Annotated in this window: 23 protein-coding genes and 1 tRNA gene; 15 read left to right on the top strand and 9 right to left on the bottom strand. The window is 42.3% G+C overall.

The window, feature by feature from the left end:
• Positions 1-43: 43 nt before the first annotated feature.
• From L1266_RS18595 to alr, 5 genes are all read left to right on the top strand, one after another.
• A complete protein-coding gene (locus L1266_RS18595) occupies positions 44-595 on the top strand; it encodes an RNA polymerase sigma factor (RefSeq protein WP_054554197.1) in 552 nt (183 codons plus the stop codon).
• A complete protein-coding gene (locus L1266_RS18590) occupies positions 582-1067 on the top strand; it encodes a hypothetical protein (RefSeq protein ID WP_082389308.1) in 486 nt (161 codons plus the stop codon). The genes L1266_RS18595 and L1266_RS18590 overlap by 14 nt, the downstream gene beginning before the upstream one ends.
• 11 nt (positions 1068-1078) lie before the next feature.
• Positions 1079-2020: a DUF4097 family beta strand repeat-containing protein gene (locus tag L1266_RS18585; RefSeq protein WP_235378098.1), complete on the top strand. Its 942-nt coding sequence runs from the start codon at positions 1079-1081 to the stop codon at positions 2018-2020.
• A gap of 292 nt (positions 2021-2312) precedes the next feature.
• Positions 2313-3692 carry a replicative DNA helicase gene (gene dnaB / locus L1266_RS18580; RefSeq protein WP_235378097.1) on the top strand — a complete coding sequence of 460 codons (1380 nt, stop codon included), beginning with the start codon at positions 2313-2315 and terminating at the stop codon, positions 3690-3692.
• On the top strand, positions 3692-4771 hold the full coding sequence (gene alr, locus L1266_RS18575) for an alanine racemase (RefSeq protein WP_235378096.1): 1080 nt from the start codon (positions 3692-3694) through the stop codon (positions 4769-4771). The genes dnaB and alr overlap by 1 nt, the downstream gene beginning before the upstream one ends.
• 5 nt (positions 4772-4776) lie before the next feature.
• Here the strand turns inward: alr and L1266_RS18570 are convergent, their stop codons facing one another.
• A complete protein-coding gene (locus L1266_RS18570) occupies positions 4777-5016 on the bottom strand; it encodes a DUF2960 domain-containing protein (protein WP_054554201.1) in 240 nt (79 codons plus the stop codon).
• 115 nt (positions 5017-5131) lie between these two features.
• On the opposite strand from L1266_RS18570, the gene L1266_RS18565 reads away from it, so the two are divergent.
• The 3 genes from L1266_RS18565 to L1266_RS18555 are packed head-to-tail and all read left to right on the top strand — an operon-like array spanning position 5132 to position 6840.
• The gene (locus tag L1266_RS18565; protein ID WP_054563401.1) at positions 5132-5389 is read left to right on the top strand and encodes a YkoF family thiamine/hydroxymethylpyrimidine-binding protein; all 258 of its coding nucleotides are present in this window, start codon (positions 5132-5134) and stop codon (positions 5387-5389) included.
• A 20-nt stretch (positions 5390-5409) separates the two neighbouring features.
• Positions 5410-6033, top strand: a complete 624-nt coding sequence (gene pnuC / locus L1266_RS18560) for a nicotinamide riboside transporter PnuC (protein WP_058583797.1) — start codon at positions 5410-5412, stop codon at positions 6031-6033.
• Positions 6034-6840 carry a phosphotransferase family protein gene (locus tag L1266_RS18555; protein WP_054554204.1) on the top strand — a complete coding sequence of 269 codons (807 nt, stop codon included), beginning with the start codon at positions 6034-6036 and terminating at the stop codon, positions 6838-6840. It abuts the gene before it with no gap.
• Here the strand turns inward: L1266_RS18555 and L1266_RS18550 are convergent.
• Positions 6837-7019, bottom strand: a complete 183-nt coding sequence (locus L1266_RS18550; RefSeq protein ID WP_054554205.1) for a hypothetical protein — start codon at positions 7017-7019, stop codon at positions 6837-6839. The genes L1266_RS18555 and L1266_RS18550 overlap by 4 nt on opposite strands.
• Before the next feature lie 219 nt (positions 7020-7238).
• On the opposite strand from L1266_RS18550, the gene L1266_RS18545 reads away from it, so the two are divergent.
• Positions 7239-7313: transfer RNA gene (locus L1266_RS18545), tRNA-Arg, on the top strand.
• A gap of 61 nt (positions 7314-7374) precedes the next feature.
• Positions 7375-7596 carry a Rho-binding antiterminator gene (locus L1266_RS18540; protein ID WP_235378095.1) on the top strand — a complete coding sequence of 74 codons (222 nt, stop codon included), beginning with the start codon at positions 7375-7377 and terminating at the stop codon, positions 7594-7596.
• Here L1266_RS18540 and zntB read toward each other — a convergent pair.
• Positions 7591-8562, bottom strand: a complete 972-nt coding sequence (zntB, locus tag L1266_RS18535; RefSeq protein ID WP_054554207.1) for a zinc transporter ZntB — start codon at positions 8560-8562, stop codon at positions 7591-7593. The genes L1266_RS18540 and zntB overlap by 6 nt on opposite strands.
• Before the next feature lie 148 nt (positions 8563-8710).
• Here zntB and L1266_RS18530 point away from each other — a divergent pair, with 148 nt between their 5' ends.
• From L1266_RS18530 to L1266_RS18520, 3 genes are read left to right on the top strand one after another with little or no spacing between them, the layout of a single operon-like run.
• Positions 8711-9133, top strand: a complete 423-nt coding sequence (locus tag L1266_RS18530) for an ATP-dependent zinc protease family protein (protein WP_054554208.1) — start codon at positions 8711-8713, stop codon at positions 9131-9133.
• 58 nt (positions 9134-9191) lie between these two features.
• Positions 9192-10097 carry a 30S ribosomal protein S6--L-glutamate ligase gene (gene rimK / locus L1266_RS18525; RefSeq protein WP_054554209.1) on the top strand — a complete coding sequence of 302 codons (906 nt, stop codon included), beginning with the start codon at positions 9192-9194 and terminating at the stop codon, positions 10095-10097.
• A gap of 46 nt (positions 10098-10143) precedes the next feature.
• Positions 10144-11202, top strand: a complete 1059-nt coding sequence (locus L1266_RS18520) for a succinylglutamate desuccinylase/aspartoacylase family protein (protein ID WP_138601134.1) — start codon at positions 10144-10146, stop codon at positions 11200-11202.
• Between the two features lie 342 nt (positions 11203-11544).
• Here L1266_RS18520 and L1266_RS18515 read toward each other — a convergent pair whose 3' ends face one another.
• The 4 genes from L1266_RS18515 to recQ form a co-directional block, all read right to left on the bottom strand.
• Entirely contained in the window at positions 11545-12105 is a 561-nt protein-coding gene (locus L1266_RS18515; protein WP_095209703.1) for a mechanosensitive ion channel domain-containing protein, read from the bottom strand.
• Positions 12106-12169: 64 nt separating this feature from the next.
• On the bottom strand, positions 12170-13885 hold the full coding sequence (locus L1266_RS18510; protein WP_235378094.1) for a BamA/TamA family outer membrane protein: 1716 nt from the start codon (positions 13883-13885) through the stop codon (positions 12170-12172).
• A 67-nt stretch (positions 13886-13952) separates the two neighbouring features.
• Positions 13953-14249, bottom strand: a complete 297-nt coding sequence (locus L1266_RS18505; RefSeq protein ID WP_138601126.1) for a DUF3630 family protein — start codon at positions 14247-14249, stop codon at positions 13953-13955.
• 7 nt (positions 14250-14256) lie between these two features.
• Positions 14257-16080, bottom strand: coding sequence for a DNA helicase RecQ (gene recQ / locus L1266_RS18500; RefSeq protein WP_138601124.1), 1824 nt, complete (start codon positions 16078-16080; stop codon positions 14257-14259).
• 225 nt (positions 16081-16305) lie between these two features.
• Between recQ and rarD the strand changes: the two genes are divergently transcribed.
• Positions 16306-17229, top strand: a complete 924-nt coding sequence (gene rarD, locus L1266_RS18495) for an EamA family transporter RarD (protein WP_054554213.1) — start codon at positions 16306-16308, stop codon at positions 17227-17229.
• A gap of 2 nt (positions 17230-17231) precedes the next feature.
• Here rarD and L1266_RS18490 read toward each other — a convergent pair whose 3' ends face one another.
• Positions 17232-18467 carry a GGDEF domain-containing response regulator gene (locus L1266_RS18490; RefSeq protein ID WP_054554214.1) on the bottom strand — a complete coding sequence of 412 codons (1236 nt, stop codon included), beginning with the start codon at positions 18465-18467 and terminating at the stop codon, positions 17232-17234.
• Between the two features lie 78 nt (positions 18468-18545).
• Entirely contained in the window at positions 18546-18920 is a 375-nt protein-coding gene (locus L1266_RS18485; protein WP_054554215.1) for a DUF413 domain-containing protein, read from the bottom strand.
• 90 nt (positions 18921-19010) lie between these two features.
• Here L1266_RS18485 and L1266_RS18480 point away from each other — a divergent pair, with 90 nt between their 5' ends.
• Positions 19011-19865, top strand: a complete 855-nt coding sequence (locus tag L1266_RS18480; protein WP_054554216.1) for a LysR family transcriptional regulator — start codon at positions 19011-19013, stop codon at positions 19863-19865.
• Positions 19866-19928: the final 63 nt, after the last annotated feature.

Here is a 19928-nt window from a genome sequence, read left to right as displayed (position 1 = left end):
TACACTAAATTCACAACAATAATCATAAAGGACAACATCCAGGATGTTGATAGATGCAGAACAAGCGTTCGCCCAGCAAAGTGAGCATGCCTTGATAGAGCGCGTAAAAAGCGGTGATCAAGCAGCCTATGCAACACTTTATGAGTTGCATGTGAAGCGGGTTTATAGCCTTTGTTTGCGATTACTTGCGGACAAAGAGCACGCAGAAGATGCAACACAAGAAGTGTTTGTACAGTTGTGGCACAAAATCGCGAACTTTGATGGACGCTCACAATTTTCGACTTGGTTACACAGTGTTACTAGCAATATTGCGATTAGCTACATTCGCAAACATAAAAGCTGGTTTCAAAAAGTAGTGAGTTTTGAACAAAGCGGTATGGATGAGCAAAGCGCAGCAGATTGCGACGGCTTTAACGGCCTTGACAAATTAGTACTGAGACTACCTGAGCGAGCACGTATGGTGTTTGTACTTCATGCAATTGAAGGCTATCGCCATGAAGAGATAGCAAGCATGCTTGATATGGCAGTCGGTTCAAGTAAATCGCAATTTCACCGTGCAAGGCAGTTATTAAAAGAGTGGTATGAAAATGAGTAAGCCAGAATTTGAACAATTTTTAAATGACTCGCTTAACCATAAGCAAGATATTAGCCCAGACAAAGATCTCTGGCCCGGTGTTGAGCGAGCAATTGCAACAGGGCAACCAGAGCAAACTGAGAAGCCAAACCATGGCTGGAATAAACTCGCTGCAGTTGCCGCTTGTTGTATTGCCGCACTATTGACCGTACAGCTTTTTGTTGGCCAAGGTGAGCCAAATAGCATGATGGCAATGAGCGATTATTTTACTAAGCAAAAGCAAGGCTTGTTGGTGCAGTATCAAAATCAACCTGCGTTAACCGATAACTGGCAGCAGCAACTAAAAGAGTTAGAAGAAGCCGAAAGTGCCATTAAGCAAGCACTTGAGAATGAACCGGAAAACCCTGCTTTATTACAAATGCTGTCGCAGGTTTATCAGCAACAACTGGACTTAATTAACAAGGTGCATGCACCGAAGTGGCAAACGATTTAGGAGTGACAATTATGAAATTACTAGCCTTAACTTTAGGATTACTGCCACTGATGGCAATGGCAGGACAAACCATTAATGAACAAATTGATGTACCTGCAAATAAACGCATTTTTATTGAAAACCAACGTGGTGATGTACGCATTGAAGGGTGGGATAAACCACAACTTAAAATCGAAGGTGAGCTTGACGATAAAGCACAAGGCTATCGTTTAGAGGTTGAAGGCAGCCGTGTTGAATTTATCGTAAAAATGCCGCGTAACTTAGGTGGCTGGAATAGTGGTGACGGTTCTCGTTTAACCATTTACATGCCAAAAAGCAGTGAGCTTGAATTTGCTGGGGTGAATGTCACAGTTAGTGCTAAAGAGCTTGAAGCGGGCGCAGAGATTGATACCGTCAACGGTGATATCACAGTGCAAGATATTCGCGGCAACATGAGCTTTGAAACGGTCAATGGCGATGTAAATGCCCACGACTTAAACGGTGATATTCGCTTTGAAACCGTTAATGGTGAAATTAACGATAAAAACTCACAAGGTGCTTTACGCTTTACCGCGGTGAATGGCGACATTAAGTCAAAGACCAAAGCGCAAGATGTGCGTCTTGAAAACGTAAACGGTGATATCGACTTTGCATTTGATGCAATTAAAAAACTGCGTATTAATACCGTTAACGGTGAAGCTGAAGTTCACATCAATAAGCTGCTTGAAGATGCCAATATTCGTTTTGAATCAGTCAGTGGAGACGCCGAGTTTTACTTCCCAGCTGATGTATCGGCAAAGTTTGAAATTGAAGCTTATGCTAACGGCAAAATCGTTAATGAGCTAAGCGATGACAAAGCAGTGAAGGCGAAATACGGCCCATCTAGCGACTTAGAATTTAGTATTAACGGTGGGGATGCTGATATCGAAATGGATACCATTAGCGGACGCATTGAACTTCGTAAACAGAAATAACGATTACAGTTCACTCAATTACAATATTTCACTCAATTACAATAAAGCGGGAAGACTTCCCGCTCATACCAATCGTGTTAAGTTGTTGGTCTTAAATAGCGACAGATAAATGAAGTGATAACAAGGCAGAAATTTTGACATGTAGTTACTCTACTTTAGACATTTCTAACGCAGTTAGCGCTTTATTTAGCACGCTAGATTGACCAAATATTTAAGTCGATTGGTATTAACTATTTGCAGAGCCATTGCAAGTCGATAGAATAGAGCTATTCAATTTTAGTTTTGTGATGTTATGGCCAAACCAGATAAGCAAGTCGATACGTTAAAAGTCCCTCCCCATTCAATAGAAGCTGAGCAATCTGTTTTAGGTGGTTTAATGCTTGATAATCAAGCGTTTGACCGTGTTGCTGAGTTAGTGGTTGCACAGGATTTTTATACCCGCACCCATAAGCTAATTTTTGAAGCGATGGTGAATCTTGCTGAAGGGGGGGATCCAATCGATTTGATCACTATTTCTGAGAGCTTAGAGAAAAACAATCAGTTAAGTAGTGTTGGTGGCTTTGCTTACCTTGCTGAAATTGCCAAGAACACGCCAAGTGCGGCGAACATTGATGCTTACGCGAATATCGTACGAGAGCGCGCTGTTATTCGTGAAATGATTGGTGTTGCCAACGAAATTGCAGAAGCGGGTTTTAGCCCAGAAGGGCGTACCAGCCATGACCTGCTCGACTTTGCTGAAAGTAAAGTATTCAAAATTGCTGAGCAGCGCAGTAAAAGCACTGAAGGTCCACAAAGCTTACACAGTATCTTAGAAAAAACCGTTGATAAGATTGAAGAACTTTACCAGTCGCCGCAAGATGGTGTGACCGGCGTAAGCACGGGTTATACCGATCTAGATAAAATGACGGCGGGTATGCAGCCTTCTGACCTTATCATTGTAGCGGCACGTCCATCGATGGGTAAAACGACCTTTGCGATGAACTTAGCCGAACACGCAGCTATGACACAAGATAAGCCTGTACTCATTTACTCACTAGAGATGCCTTCAGAGCAAATCATGATGAGGATGCTGGCATCACTAGGTCGTATTAACCAAACTAAGGTGCGTACCGGTCAGCTAGATGATGACGATTGGGCGCGTCTGTCGTCAACCATGGGCTTGTTGATGGAAAAAGGTAAGATGTATGTTGATGATGCATCAGGCTTAACACCAACAGATGTGCGTTCGCGTGCACGTCGTATTGCCCGCGACCATGGCGGTATTAGTATGATCATGGTCGACTACTTGCAGTTAATGCGTGTGCCAAGCTTGTCGGATAACCGTACCTTAGAGATTGCTGAAATCTCTCGTTCATTAAAGGCACTGGCAAAAGAGCTGCAGTGTCCGGTTATTGCACTATCGCAGCTTAACCGTACCCTAGAGCAACGTGCCGATAAACGCCCAATCAACTCCGACTTACGTGAATCAGGCTCAATCGAGCAGGATGCTGACTTAATCATGTTTATTTACCGTGATGAAGTGTATAACGAAGACAGTACAGAAAAAGGCGTGGCCGAAATCATCATAGGTAAGCAACGTAACGGTCCAATCGGTAAAGTACGCTTAACCTTCCAAGGTCAATTCTCGCGTTTTGATAACTACGCGGGTCCAGCTATGGACGACGAATACTAATGCGCTTAGCCATTGCCGAAATCAACCTAAAAGCACTTGCTCATAATTTAGCGCAAGTGAAGCGCTTTGCGCCTGGTTGCAAAGTAATGGCAGTGCTTAAAGCCAACGCCTATGGCCATGGCTTAGTAAAAATTGCCCAATACCTTAATGATGCGGATGCTTTTGCGGTTGCGCGAATAGACGAAGCGTTAGCGCTACGTGCAGGTGGACTGACAAAACCGATTGTATTGCTTGAAGGTTTTTTTCATAAAGATGATTTACCTATCTTGCTTGCCAATAACTTTCAAACCATTATTCATGATGAAAATCAGCTCGCAACGCTTGAAAAAACAAGCCTTGATGCACCAATTGCATGCTGGTTAAAGGTGAATACGGGGATGCATCGACTGGGTATTGCACCATCGCAATTTGAGTCTTTCTACAGTCGCTTAAAAGCAAGCCCAAATGCCCGTGATGACATTAAGTTAATGACGCATTTCTCGTGCGCCGATGACATCAATGATGAAAAGACCGCTCAGCAAATTGCCTTATTTGATTCACTGGCAGATGGCAAAAGTGAGCAGCATTGCCTTGCAAACTCTGCTGGTATTATTGCATGGCCAAAAGGTCATGGTGAGTGGGTGCGTCCTGGCTTGATGCTTTATGGCGTATCGCCAATGCTTAATGGTGTAGGGCAGCAGCACGGACTGGAGCCTGTTATGCGTTTGACTACGCGAGTTATCGCGATACGCGATGTCGATGCCGATCAGTGTGTTGGCTATGGCGGACGCTGGCATAGCGATAAACCGACTAAGCTTGCGGTGGTTGCGATGGGCTATGGGGATGGTTATCCACGCCATGCCGAGCAGGGTACACCTGTGGTTATCAAATCACAACGCTATGGTATTGTTGGCAGTGTGGCGATGGACATGATCACGGTGGATATTGGTGATAACCGCGACAACATAAAAGTGGGTGATGAGGTGATCATGTGGGGGCCAGAGCTTCCCGTTGAAGAGATTGCCCAGTGCGCAACAACTATTCCTTACGAATTACTCTGTAATATCACCCCACGAGTCAGCTACGAGTATCAAGAGTAACTTTGTTACTCTTTAATAAAATACACGTCACTGAAACCCATTCGTGCGAATTCTTGGTCACGAAAGTTACGTACCGCCGCAGAGCCTTTTGAAGTCATTTCGACTTGTTGTTCCATCTTTAAGTAATTAGTTAAATCAATGCCTTCAGCCGCTGCGATCGCATGGTACATATCGCGGTATTTATCTTTTGCAAAATTGATTTCGCGAGGCTGGTTTTTAAATTTGTAAGTGATGCGGCGTGCCATAATGAATCCTCAATGTTTATCGGGGCTGATTTTACACTAAAAAATAACCATAGCCATGACTTGTTAGTACAAGCGGGTTACAATGCAATACTTTTTAAAGACTCGGTAACTCATAATGAAACTTTCAGTAGAGATCAGTAAGTACCCACTACATCAAGACTACATTCCGTTTATCAAAGGTTTTATTGACCGTGTAAACAGTTATGAAGGGCTTAAAGTGATCACCAACACCCTATCTACTCAGATTTTTGGTGACTATGATTTAGTGATGTCTGTACTTAATACTGAAATCAAACGTTCTTATGAAGAGTTTGGTAAAGCTATTTTCGTCTGTAAATTCTTACATGGTGACTTGTCGCCTAGCGAAGACTAAAACCTAAAGTAGCGCGAGTTATGGAATTTTTAAGCGAAACCTTCTCTGGCTTTACTGCCATGTCGCATTGGGAATATATTGCCGTTGCCCTATCGATGGCGTATTTACTGTTAGCGATTAAAGAAAGCTTATGGTGTTGGCCAGCCGCGTTTGTGAGCACCTTTATTTATACCGTAATGTACTGGAATGGCGCACTGTTGATGGAGTCGCTACTTAATTTTTACTACATGTATATGGCGGTATATGGTTGGGTGGTTTGGCGCAGGGGCATGAATAATAAAGATCATCTGCCCATTATTTCATGGTCATTAAAGCGCCATGCGGTGATTTTGCTTGCCACCTCACTGGCCTCAGTTGCCATTGGTTTTGTGATGACCAATTACACTCACGCTGATTTTGCTTATCTAGACAGCTTTACCACCTGTTTTGCGGTGGTGACAACCTACCTTGTTGCCAAGAAGGTGCTGGAAAACTGGTTGTACTGGATTGTAATTGATGCAGCATCTATGTATCTGTACTTTGAAAAAGGGTATTACCCAACCTTAGTACTTTTCGTGTTTTACACCATTATGGCCGCATGGGGCTTTAAAACTTGGTATGAAGAATACGAGCAGCATCAGGCTAAGCCGCTTGCACAGCTATAGATGAAAACTGAGCAACAAATTCACGCGCTTTTTACGCGCTTCAACTCACGTTTAGTTATCACCTCAATCAGTCCACTGGTTGAGGGGTTAAGCAATGATAACTACCTAGTAAAAACAGCAAGCCAAGATTTTTTGGTTAAGCACTATCGCGACCACTGGCCGGCGATTGGTCTTGCAGCGCAAGCGCATTTTGCAAAGCAAAGCTGCTGCCCAGCCCCACTTTGGTTAGAACAAGCAACCGACACGGCTATTTTCGAATACGTGGCAGGTAGTATTGCCAGCGGTGAATTTTGTAGTAGCTTATTGCCCGACTTAGTTAATTTACACCGTTACCCTGTGCTAACTGAGCCGATGAATATTGCTTATGAAATTAACTACTACCAGCAAACAGCGCGATACCAGCAACACACAGAGCTAATTAAGCAGTCACTGGCTTATATTGATAGTGCACCTAAAGACATGGGCTTTTGTCATAATGATTTAGTGAAAGAAAATATCATTGTGAATGAGACGGGTATGTTTTTAATCGACTTTGAATATGCCAAAAGCAACGATGTTTACTTTGACTTAGCTGCGCTGGTGGTGAGCTTTGCGTTAAATGATGAGCAGCAACTGGCGTTACTTAAACATTACCAAGCGTTAGTGTGCGAACATCACGAGTTTTACTTATCAGTTGAAAAGCTCGCGGCATTTCATGCGCTGTTTTTACTTTTATGTATTTGTTGGTATGAACAACGTGGTGCGATGGATAAAGTGGCGCCACTGCTAACACAGCTTAACCACTTCATAGAAAAAGCTAAAAATTAAAGACCGCCAATTCGCTCAGCAAGTTCTTTATATTTTTTTACATCTTCTTGTTCAAACAAAGGCTCCCCTTTGTCATCTTGTGATTTCGATATCAGTAAATGTTCGCGAGCAAGGCGCTTTACGCGTTCAACTTTTACACCCAAAAATTCCGCGACTTGCTCTGTAGACATTAAACTCATGATCAAATTCCCCTTACATGGCAATACTGCCACCTTGTTATTAATTTTATTAAGTATACGTTAATACCTTGGTTCTGCACGAAAGTGAAGTGTTTTAATGCAAATTGCTGAATTTGTGTGCATATAAAGGCCTTGATGCTAGCATTTAGCGCAAGATGCCATTATCATTGCCGGGTTGTCATGCTGATATCGCGAGTCAGTATTGATAACGACAAATGTGCTCTCGTGGTGAAATGGATATCACGTGGCCCTCCGGAGGCTAAGTTGCAGGTTCGATCCCTGCCGAGAGCGCCATTTGCTCTTCACTTTAATATCTTCTAAGCTCGATTTATTCCTTCAGCAGTCTCAAAAGCCAATGACTTATCAACCCATCGCCTGTGGCGACTACGATAAATATATATTATGGTGCATGCATAACTCTTTATTACGCATTACCTTAGAATCTGGTGAGCAGTTAGAAGGTAAGGCAAAGACCTTGAAGATACTCAACTCCGGTGGCGAGCACCTGATTTTGGCAACAAAAAAAGGCGAACATGCCGTCCGCCTTGATTTAATTAAAAAGGTTGTCGAGCTATAGCCATTTTTTATTTTTAAAGTAAATGCCAATCCCAACGGTTAGCACCACCAAGAAAATAATAAACAAGCTAAATGCGTAAGGGCTTTCAGTGCCCGGAATACCGCCTACGTTTACACCTAATAAGCCTGTTAAGAAGCCAAGTGGTAAAAACAATGCAGCAACCACCGACATCACATACATGCGCTGATTTAGTTGCTCAGATACTTGGCTAGTAATTGCTTGTTGAATAATTTGCGCGCGTTCAATTGAGCTATCTAGCTCTTCTAAATAACGGATCAACATATTAGTTGTTTCGTTTAAGCGTGCCTTATCGTCTTCATCTAACCACTTATACTTGTTGTTTAACAAAGTAATAAGTGCTTCTTTTTGTGGCCGTAGATAACGTTTTAACGCGATTGTCTGGCGGCGAATTTGTGCTAATGATTGATGATCAAAGCCTTTGTTTGGTTCATCAATTTCATCTTCAAATCCATCGAGTGTGTCATCTAAATTGTCGATAACAGCTTGCATACGCGAGGTTAGGTTTTGCGCTAATTGGCACACTAACTCAGAAATTGTGCAAGGACCATTGCTGCCATCGAACGATTCAACAATATCTTGCACCGATAATAAACGGCGCTTACGTGTTGTGACCACAATGTTTTCGTTAATAAACAAGCGTAGCGAGACCATGTCTTCTGGACTTTGCGCTGGGTTTAAGTTAACTCCACGTAAAAACAGCATATTACCATTAGTGACTTTACTTAAACGCGGGCGTGTTTCATCGGCAATCAGCGACTCAAGTTCGTAATCAGTTAATAAATTACTTTGCTCAAGCCATTCAACGGCTTCAGCTTGACTGTAGTCCATGTGCACCCAAAGTTTTCCGTGTTCGGGTTGCCAATTTTGCAGCTCAGTACTATTTTCAATAGCACGTGCGCCGCCTTGTTCGTCTAAGATTAAGACATGAAGTAACCCATTGATCATATTGAACTCTCGTTTTACAAATAGTGGGATATAGTTGATTATAGTTTAGCCTACGTCAATTAAATCGATTTATCGAGGGGATAAATATATTTCGTTGGTGTTTCTAGCTCTGTAGCGTATAAGACACTTTTTTATAGAGGGCACATTAATGAGCGCAAAAATTATTGTTGGCTGGCGAGAATGGCTTGGCCTGCCTGAACTGGGAATAGAAAAAATCAAAGCAAAAGTTGATACCGGAGCAAGAACTTCATGTATTCATGCTTTTGACATTGAGGAATTTTCAGAAAATGGCGAAGCATGGGTGAAATTTACTACCCATCCTCTACAAGACGATGTAGAAACAACGGTAGAGTGTCGCGCCAAAGTAGTTGAGCGTAAGTATGTGACCAGTTCAAGCGGTCAGCGTGAGCTACGCTACTTTATTGAAACAAAATTAGTCGCAGGAACCCAAAGCTGGCCTGTAAGGGTGACTTTAAGTAACCGTTCAACAATGAAGTTTAGAATGTTGTTAGGGCGTACAGCAATGGAAAATCGCATAGTCGTTGATCCGGCTTTATCTCATTTATTATAGGAAAAGGACTTATCACACGTTGTTACGTGTATGAGTTTATCAGTTAAGGTTTTTAACTATGAAACTTGGTATTTTATCTCGCAACCAAAATTTATATTCAACACGTCGCTTAATTGAAGCAGCAGAGCAACGTGGTCACGAAGTGAAAGTAATTGATGCACTTCGTTGTTATATGAACATCAATTCAGAGCAGCCTGAAATCCATTACCGCGGTGAAAATTTAAAAGATTTTGACGCTATCGTACCGCGTATTGGTTCATCAGTGACCTTTTATGGCTGTGCGGTATTACGTCAGTTTGAAATGATGGGGGTATTCCCTGTCAATGAATCAGTGGCGATCACTCGCTCGCGCGATAAGTTACGTTCATTACAGCTACTTTCACGTAAAGGTGTGGGTATGCCAGTAACAGGCTTTGCAAGTAAACCTGATGATGTAAAAGATTTATTAAGCATGGTGGGTGGCACACCAGTGGTTATTAAGCTACTTGAAGGTACCCAAGGTATTGGTGTGGTATTAGCTGAAACACGTAAAGCTGCAGAAAGTGTAATTGAAGCGTTTATGGGCTTAAAAGCCAATATTATGGTGCAAGAGTACATCAAAGAAGCCGGTGGTGCAGACATTCGTTGTTTCGTTTTAGGCGACAAAGTAATTGCTGCGATGAAGCGTCAAGCGCAAGAAGGTGAATTCCGCTCTAATTTACACCGAGGTGGTAGTGCGACATTGGTTCGTATTACTCCAGAAGAGAGAAGAACAGCGGTTGCAGCTGCTAAAGCGATGGGTTTAAACGTAGCGGGTGTTGATTTACTTCGCTCTGCACGTGGTCCATTGGTGATGGAGGTTAACTCTTCACCTGGTCTTGAAGGTATTGAAGTTGCAACCGGCAAAGACATTGCAGGCATGATTGTTGAGTTTATTGAAAAAACAGCGGCATCAAAAAGAACTGCAACGCGTGGTAAAGGTTAAGCCTTTACCCATAGGAAAATAAGCGCTCTATTAAAAGGAAAAGTGCGTGGCTAAGGTTAAGAAAAATACACCGTTTTCAATTTTAGGCGATACGGTTGGTGTTGGCGAACGTAAAACATTTGCGATTGAAGCTGCCAAGCTTTACACCCACTCGCCGTTAAATATTCCAATTGAAGTCGTCAATGGTGTGCAGCAAGGGCCTGTATTAATGGTATGTGCTGCAATTCACGGTGATGAGCTCAATGGTGTTGAGGTTGTTAGGCAGTTGCTTGCTAAAATCGATCCGGAGCAATTGCGCGGTACTATTATTGCGGTACCGATTGTGAATGTGTTTGGCTTTATTCACAAGTCACGCTATTTACCAGACCGCCGTGACATGAACCGCAGTTTTCCGGGCTCAACACGAGGCTCGTTAGCAGGGCGAATGGCGAATGCGTTTTTTACTCAGGTGGCAATGCATTGTACGCATATTATTGATTTGCACACAGGTGCAATTCACCGAACTAACTTGCCACAAATTCGTGCCAATTTGAGCGACCCTGCAACGGCGGCTATGGCAAAAGCGTTTGGTACTCCAGCGGTGATTGACGCGTCACTTCGTAATGGCTCATTGCGCAGTGAAGCGGCCAATTTAGGAATACCCGTTATTACCTATGAAGCCGGCGAAGCGCTACGCTTTGATCCAATAGCCATTGCAGCTGGTGTGCAAGGTGTTGACTATGTCATGCGCCATTTAAAAATGGTGCGTGGCAAGCGTGCTAAAAAGTTACCAGAGCCGATTATTGCAAGCTCGACGAGTTGGGTACGCGCTGAAGTTGACGGTATTGTTCGTGCACAAGTGTCACTCGGTGAGCGAGTAATGAAAGGGCAGGTTCTAGCTTATATTAGCAGCCCTCTTGGTGATGCTGAGCTTGAGTTACTAGCGCCGCGCAGCGGTATTGTCATTGGTCAACAAACCATGCCGCTGGTAAACGAGGGGGATGCCGTGTTCCATCTTGCTTACTTTGCTCACGCAAACAGCTTAGTTGAACAACAGCTCGAAAACTTTATTGATGAAATAAGTGATATTGAAGACGAGTTAAAAACCGCAGAATTAAATAACTAATACCCTATTCTGTAATTCAAAAAGCCAAACTACCTGTTTGGCTTTTTTGTATCCGCCTGCCCCCATCTAATACATGACCTTAGAGCAAGTACAAGGTTTATAGTTTTTTTACTTACTTAATTGTCGTAAGAATGACTAAAGGATCAAAGATGAAAATTTTTCTATTTTATACAGGCTTATGCACGCTTGCTATTTCACTTACGCACGGCTTTTTTACTGAGCAAAGTGTTGTTCACATTGTGTTATTTCACCCTTTAGTCATTTTATTTAGTTTTATATTAATCGCCTATGGAAGCAGAAAAAAAACACCTCTTTAGCAAGCATCTCGTTAACTTTAAGTCGTTACTTTTTTGGACCTAAAATACGTTTTATGGTTGGCGCTTTGGTTGCCGTAGGTGGGTTTTTTAGGACCATCACAGGGCGGGTAACAAAGATGTTGTTTGGGTAAATCACTTTGTGACCATCAACGTGTTCAAGTACCACGTTCATTAGTCCCATTTCGATAATGCGGCCTTCTAAGAAGTTTGCACCATCAATTACTCTCACCCAAAAGCCAACGCGGCAGTCGTTTTGAATAAACATCAACAAGAAGGCTGTTAGGTTACTTAGTAACGACCAGGCTGCAAAAAGCGCGACACCTAGCATGGCAAAAATGGATGAGCCAAGTACTAGTAAGCCGCGTAGCTCTATACCCCAAAAAACCAATACTAAACACAGCATGACAATGGCAAGAATGATATTGAGCAACAGCTCAGCACGGTATTCACGATGCGGATCAGCTTTGCCTTTAATTGCTTTTAACAGCAGTTTTTTGGTGGTTTTACGAAGCAGCGGGTAAAGCAAAACTGCGATGACAGTCACGATTAAATGATATTGCTCGTTAAAGAATTCGACGAAGTCCAAAAGGGTTCCTAAGTTAATATTTTACGTTTCGATTTTAGCTTTTTAGCTAAACAATAACACTACTTTAAAAGGTATTTTTAACCGTTACTAGCCACTGCACAGAGTCGATATCATCATCTTGTTTGTTAATTGGTGCGGCAATATCTAGGTGAATTACCGTACCGGCATTGGCACGGCTTGGCGCTAAGCGAAGGCCCACTCCCACATTTTGCAGCACGTTACCGTTATCGCCATTATCTTTGTTGTTATACCAAGCTCTACCAATATCATAAAACGCGGCACCACCCACTTTAAACAATTGCAGTAAGTCATATTCCCAGTAGTAGCGCTTCTCTAAAGTCACTAAAAAGCTGCGGTCGCCAACTTGGTAGTCAAGCGGGTATCCACGCAGGCCATTCTCCCCACCAATCGTGAGTTGCTTATCAGCAGTGAGATTTTCTGCATATTGTAGGCGGGCTTTGGCATACCAGCTTTGTCTTAGTGTGGTATTGAGGTAATACTGTAACTGCGTGCTGGCAAACAGGTTTTCGACGTCATCGGTTTCTTCATTCCAGTAGCCATCAAGGTCTGCTTTAAAGCGCCACAATTGGTTGTCTCCAGAGTAATGCGCCTTTGATAAAGATAACGAGTAAATAGTACGGCTGGCATCGTCGCTAAAATCTTTACTCGAATAACCGAGTAAAGCGCGGATATTCCAACCGAGGTTTAAATCTTCTGTTCGGTAGATACTATCGAAATTTCTTACCTTAACGTAATGATCTTCAAACCACTGTGCACTAACATAGGGGTAGTTGAGCGTTCGGTCTTCAGCAATAGGTAAATTCGTTAATGATATGGCCTTGAAAGTATCTTTACGACTTTCTACCCCGAGTTTGATACGCTGAGTCCAGCTATTGCCAAGTTGTGATGAGTGACCAAAGTAAGCACGGTTTAAAATGGTCTTTTGCTCAAATTCGCTAACTACATCGCCGCGATAGTAAAGTGACTCTCGGCGTTGATCAGAGTAACTTGTCACACCGTAGCTGTAGGGCGTATCAATCGAGAAAAACGGATAGCTTACATCGAGATAATGACGTTTACCGTCATCGTTGTCTGAATATTCTAAACGGCCTTGATAACGGCTAGAGAATATATGTGGATCGTCATACACAAATAGGTAACCTGTGCGATCAGCATCACGGGTGCGGCTAAATGACACTCGTTTACCCCAGCCTAAAAAGTTTGACTCGCGAAAGCCGATACTCGACTCATTCTCACCGCCGCTACGGCTAAAGCTTATTTCTGGTAATAAAGTCCACAGATCGCGCGTAATGACTTTTACATGGACGTTGCCATCACAATCGAGCTTTGCGTTGATACGTGCATCATATAAATAGCCTTGTTTACGCAGTAACCGCTCTGACTCTAGTAATTTACGTGGATTGTAAACATCACCTTCTTCGAACAATAAAACGCTGTGTATTACCTCTGGCTCAGTCGTCATGTGAGCGCGATTGGCAAACCGGAATAAAAAGTTATTTTCTTCTTCTAGCTTAGTGTTAAAGACGTTTAGCTGTTCAAGTTCAATGGCGACTATTTTACGGTTATTAGCAGCATCGGGAAATGGATTATCTGCATCGAGTTGGCGGCGTAAGTTATTATCTTGCGATTTAAGCGTGCGCTGGTTTTGACAATAATTATTATCGTCAGTGAATTGCTGCTCTGCATGAACATTGGCTGCTATGCAGATTGGTAATAGTGTTATTAGCCTAGCAACAAAGTGCGACTGCTTAAATCCCATTTACACCCTTAGTTGAGTATGTCCTGTGCAACTACTACATACTAAGCGTGGAAAAAAGTCTAGCTTATTATTGTAATTGCATGACTAAATATTGATAAAGTTGCGGTAAAACTGCACTGGCCTCAATGCCTTCAGCATTAATCCAAATACTTTCACTGTAATGTTCAAAGTTTAGATTAAAACTATGATCTGTAAAGTGAAAGCGTAATTGATGACGATCAGCGCCAGCATCAAAGTCGGCGGTTGTTATTGCTGGAGCGTGTAAGAAAAGGGTTGCCCAAAGTTCAAAGTCTTCGTCGTGTGGAAGCTCACTTGACGTTATGAGAATGATTTCATGCTCAGCATCATAGCTTAGTTCAGTCATAGCAGTCCTAATTAGCGGCAAGATAGTCGCGAATGGTATTTAAAAACGGTTCGCCGTACTTATTGAGCTTAGTGAAACCAACTCCTGATACCTTCAAAAACTCACTGTCATTGGTTGGCATGAGCTGCGCCATTTCAGCGAGAGTTTTATCATTGAATACCACATAAGGTGGTACATCATCAGCATCTGCCAACTCTTTACGTAAGGCACGTAATTTTGCAAACAGCTTTTTATCGTAATTAAACTGAGCAAGTTTATCTTGGTAAACGTGCTTAGCTTGTAGGCGAGGTTCAGCAAGTTGCAGTGCATACTCACTTTTAAGCACCGCACGGGCGGCTTCGGTTAAGCGTAATGAAGAGCCTTGGGTAATATCTTGGCTTAATAACCCTTGATGGATAAGCTGCCTTAAAATACTTAGCCAGAACTCCACACTATGCTCTTTTCCTATGCCATAGGTGCTTAGCTGGTGGTGATTGTTATCACGAATACGGCTAGTGTTTGCGCCGCGCAGTAACTCAACAATATAGCCAATACCAAAACGTTGTTCTGCACGATACACACACGAGAGAGCTTGTTGTGCGACAAGTGTGCCATCAAAGCTAGTCGGTGGGTTTAAGCAAATATCACAGTTACCACAGGTTTCGCGCTTATATTCACTAAAGTAATTTAGCAAAATTTGTCTGCGGCATGTTTGTGCTTCGGCAAAGCTGGCCATAGCATTAAAGCGTTGCTCTTCAACACGACGCCGTTGCTCGTCTTCAATATCTTCAAAAAAGCGGCGTACGCGACCAATATCGGCCGGATCAAAATACATTATCGCTTCTGCAGCCAGACCATCACGACCTGCTCGACCGGTCTCTTGGTAGTAAGCCTCAATGCTTTTTGGAATATCGTAATGCACCACAAAACGTACGTTTGGTTTATTAATCCCCATGCCAAAGGCAACGGTCGCAACCACAATTTGAATATCGTCACGGGCAAAGCCCGATTGCACAAATTGGCGTTGTTCATTGCTCATACCTGCATGGTAGGCGGCGGCATTAAACCCTGCGTCAGCAAGTTTTTCGGCTACATCATCAACCCGTTTGCGGCTGGTGCAATAAATAATGCCGCTTTGATTTTGCTGCTCTTTTAAATATCGAAGCAGCTGTACCATAGGTTTGAATTTTTCTTCTATGGTGTAACGAATGTTAGGTCTATCGAAGCTACCAGTGTGCACGTAAGGGTGGTTAAGCTGAAGCTGTTCAATAATATCGTAACGAGTTGCTTTATCTGCCGTTGCTGTAAGGGCCATCATGGGCACGTGCATAAAGCGTTGCTTTAACTCGTTGAGCCGACAGTAATGCGGCCTAAAGTCATGCCCCCAATGCGACACACAGTGAGCTTCATCAATAGCAAAAAGTGCGAGTTTAAGATGACTCAAGCGCTCTAAAAATTCGTGTTGTAATACTTTTTCTGGTGCAACATATAACAGCTTAATTTGGCCGTAGTGTAATTGTTGATAGACAGCTTGTTGCTCTTCAAAAGGCAGGCTGTTATTGATGTAGGCCGCTTGCACGCCGAGCGCTCTTAGTTGGGCAACTTGGTCTTGCATCAAGGATATAAGCGGCGAGATAACCACAGTAACACCATCGAGGATCAAAGCGGGTACTTGATAGCATAATGATTTGCCTCCACCCGTTGGTAGAAGTACAAGCGAGTCTTGGCCGTCTAGCGCTGCGGCTATAATCGCTTCTTGGCCATCACGAAAGTCCTTGTAACCAAACACTTGTTTAAGTACGGCTTGTGGTGATCGAACGGGTGTGTTGGACATTGCGGTATTGGTATTCATCGCCGAGCATTTTAGTGGTTTTTTATAGCGATGTCTTTAGCAATATACCCAAACTACCTCAAAATGCAGAATTCAGCGTTTCACAGGAGCTTAATGTCACGGCGTTACTTTGCAACAATGGCAGTCCCTTTTAAGAAGTAAATACATGGGCTTATTTAGCGTGTTTTGGTTGCGTCACTGTTTAGGGGGCGTAAAATAGCGCTTTTAAACTATAAAGCCAAACTTATGCCTACCAACATTGAGCAGCGAAAAGGTGTCATTTTCGCTTGTTTAGCCTTTTTTATGTGGGGTCTTGCACCCATTTATTTTAAATTTCTTCAGCAGGTTTCTGCTTTTGAGATCTTAATGCACCGTGTTATTTGGTCGGTGTTATTTTTACTTCTTATTATTGCAGCTCGTCATCAATGGCAGCGTATTCGAATTGTGCTTGGGCAACCTAAATTACTTTTGATGTTGGTAATAACAGCAAGTTTACTTGGCTTTAACTGGGGGTTATTTATTTGGGCGGTGAACAATAATCACATGCTCGATGCTAGTTTAGGTTATTACATCAACCCACTACTAAATGTGTTGCTTGGTATGTTGTTTTTAGGTGAGCGGCTGCGTAAATGGCAAGGCGTTGCTGTAGGCCTCGCGCTTTGTGGTGTGTTGCTTCAATTAGTGAGCTTTGGATCATTTCCTGTGGTTGCTTTTTCGCTAGCTGGCTCGTTTGCTATTTATGGTCTTTTACGCAAAAAGCTGCCGATTGAATCATTACCAGGGTTATTGCTCGAAGCACTTATCTTATTACCTGTTGCACTTATTTACTGGTGGTTTATGGCGCCTTCGCCAAGCTCTGATTTAACTGCAAATGATTGGCATATTAACGTGTTACTGATAAGTGCAGGAGTGGTGACAACTTTACCACTGTTGTGTTTTACCGGTGCAGCAAAACGCCTTCAGTACAGCACATTAGGCTTTTTTCAGTACATAGGTCCAAGTTTAATGTTTATGCTTGCCGTGGCTTTTTATGGTGAGGTATTTGATGCTGAGCGTGTGGTGACCTTTGCCTGTATTTGGAGCGCTTTGGCGTTATTCAGTTGGGATTCGTACCGCCAAAGTCGTAAGCAACGCAAAGCGAAATTAGAGGCAGTGACTAAGCCTGTATAGGCTTAGCTTATTAGCTTGTTGCGCCCAGACTCTTTTGCTTGATAAAGCTTTAGATCGGCCTGTTTTATTAGTTCATCTAAACTATAAATAGGCCCATTATGAAAACCAATCGACAGCGTAAACTTGATACGGTCTTTGCTAAATTCAGGGCTGTGCTTTTCAACAAATAAGCGGAATTTTTCTAAACGCTGTAACGATTCATGTCGGTCTTGATCTGCAAAATATACTGCAAACTCTTCACCACCAAAGCGGCCAACTAAATTATTTTTAAAATACTTTGCCATACATTGCGATAGGCCTTTAAGCACTTCATCACCGGCATCATGACCATAGTTATCGTTTATTGATTTAAAGTGGTCAATATCGATCATAGCTAAAGAGACAGAGTTTTCTGCCAGTTTTGCAGCTTTGAGGTGGCTGTTTGCTTCACCAAAGAAATAGCGGCGATTAGGCAGCTTAGTGAGGTAATCAGTATTTGCCTGTAAACGAATCGTTTTAATGTTTTCAAGCATGTCGACGTTTTGACTTAGCCGGCAATAGAATTCTTCATTATTAAATGGCTTGCGAAGGTAATCGTCTGCACCAGATTTTAAAAAGCGCGTTGATAAGTGCAGAGTATCGAGTGCAGAAATGCCGATTATGGCTTTTTCATCATTGGAATATAAACGACGAATTTCAACACAAAGCTCATCCCCATTCATGTTTGGCATTTCGTTATCGGTAATGATCACCGATATTTTTGGGTTTTCAGCCAGTACTTTTAAAGCGTCGACACCATCAACAGCTTCAATGGTTTGGTATTTGTGACGAGTTAATAAGTTACAAATGTGGTGGCGAGTTGCCGCTGAATCATCAACGACAAGAACTTGCACTTGTTCATTTCGAGGCAAGCGAGCGAGTTGTTTTTCTAGATACTGATAAGCTTGTTTATTTTCTTTAGTAATGTAGTCAATTATTGGGTGCTTTTCGACAATATTACGCGTTGTCTCATCTAGGTTTCCCGTCATGACAATTGTGGGAATATCAGAGGCGATAGTAAAAGGAATTGCTTCGCCTTTTGGTGCATCAGGTAGAATAAAGTCTACTACCGAGCAGAAATAAGAGTGCTCTTCAACTAACTTTTTTGCTTCAGCCAACGAGCCTGCAATATCGGCTTCATAACCAACTTTTTGCGCGATATGCTTTTGCACTCGCGCAATCGTTGGCGTATCTTCAATTATTAATATTCTTCTAGTCACGGTTTGCCTTGTTATAACTTTTTGGCGAAGCAATAGTTACTACAAGTTTTAACCTTAAAAGCCTAAAAAAGCAAATCGTTATAAGCTGTCTGACTCAGAATAATATTCAACGCTTTGTGTTGTTGGGTTTGCAATACGGGAACGTCCAAACAATGTATGAAATTTCGTTTTGCAAGTGGTTTGCTTTAGGTATTTGACCCAAGCACGTTCAATTGCATTGGTCGCTTCAAGATTACCAGTAACAACTTGTACAAATTGAGTTTGAAATTCATTTTGTGGTTCTAGGGTTTTGTTGTATAAACCCTTTAGAACAACACCATGCTGCTCGAGAATGTCGGCTTCTAGCAAAGTGAAGTGACCACTACGACCAAAACCGCGTGGGAAATTTTGATCATCATAAAATTGACGTTGGCTTGCAAATGCCTGACGAAGTGATGAAATGTCATTGCTCATGGCTTTATCCTCATGCCCTAATTTCTTGCTGGAGTATGGATCAAGTTGTCGATTTTATTAAACAAATTATTTTTATCGTAAGGGTAAAAAATGGATATCGATTTATTGAAGACTTTTGTTGAAGTGGTCCGTACGCGCCATTTCGGTAAGGCAGCTGAAAATTTATATATTACACAGTCTGCGGTGAGTTTTCGGATCCGACAATTAGAGCAAGGTTTAGGCGTTAACTTATTTATTCGCCAACGTAACAACATACAGTTAACGGCGCCTGGTGAGCGATTACTGCCACATGCACAAATGATCATTACGGGTATGCAGCGCGCAAAAGTTGATGTGGCACTTGCAGATAATATGCATAAGCAAATTAGCTTAGCAGGAACACCTAATATTTGGGATGCATTTTTACAGTTTGGTATTACTAATATTGTTTCTGCTATGCCGGGTGTGTCGTTAGTTGCTGAAGTCAAAGCACAACAAGAGAGTACTCGCTTATTACTGGAACGTACTCTAGATTTAGCTGTGTTGTTCGATCCCCCTAAAGTAGATGAACTGGTTGTACAGCGAATTTGTGAGTTACCTATTATTCCTGTGAGCGCGTTTGAAACAGCAAATAGTGAAAACTTTTTCGATAACCAATATGTGTATGTTGATTGGGGTACCACCTTTTCTTTATGGCATGCTCGTGAGTTTAACGGCCACGCCCCTCCGTATTTTAGAACCAGTACGGGCCGTATTGCGCTTGATTTAATTTTGAAGTGCGGCGGCAGTGCCTTTATTCCTCAGTTATTAGTTGAAGAGCAGCTTAAATCTGGTGAGCTTTATCATGTTGAAGATGTTGCGCATACATCGCGTGATGTGTTTGTTGCTTACCACAGAGACAACGAGCAAACCCCTCTGTTAGAGAAGTTAGTCACTTTATTAACTGAGCTACAAATAAAAGCTTAAAATTAATTTAATTTAGCTTTCATAAAAATTTAATTTTACAACAGTGAGTTACGTTTTTATTTC

It is taken from the genome of Pseudoalteromonas sp. Cn5-37, assembly GCF_021532495.1.
GTDB classification, from domain to species: Bacteria; Pseudomonadota; Gammaproteobacteria; order Enterobacterales; family Alteromonadaceae; genus Pseudoalteromonas; species Pseudoalteromonas simplex.
Note: the sequence above shows the minus strand (reverse complement) of the source record. Positions and strands in the feature narration are given on the sequence as shown.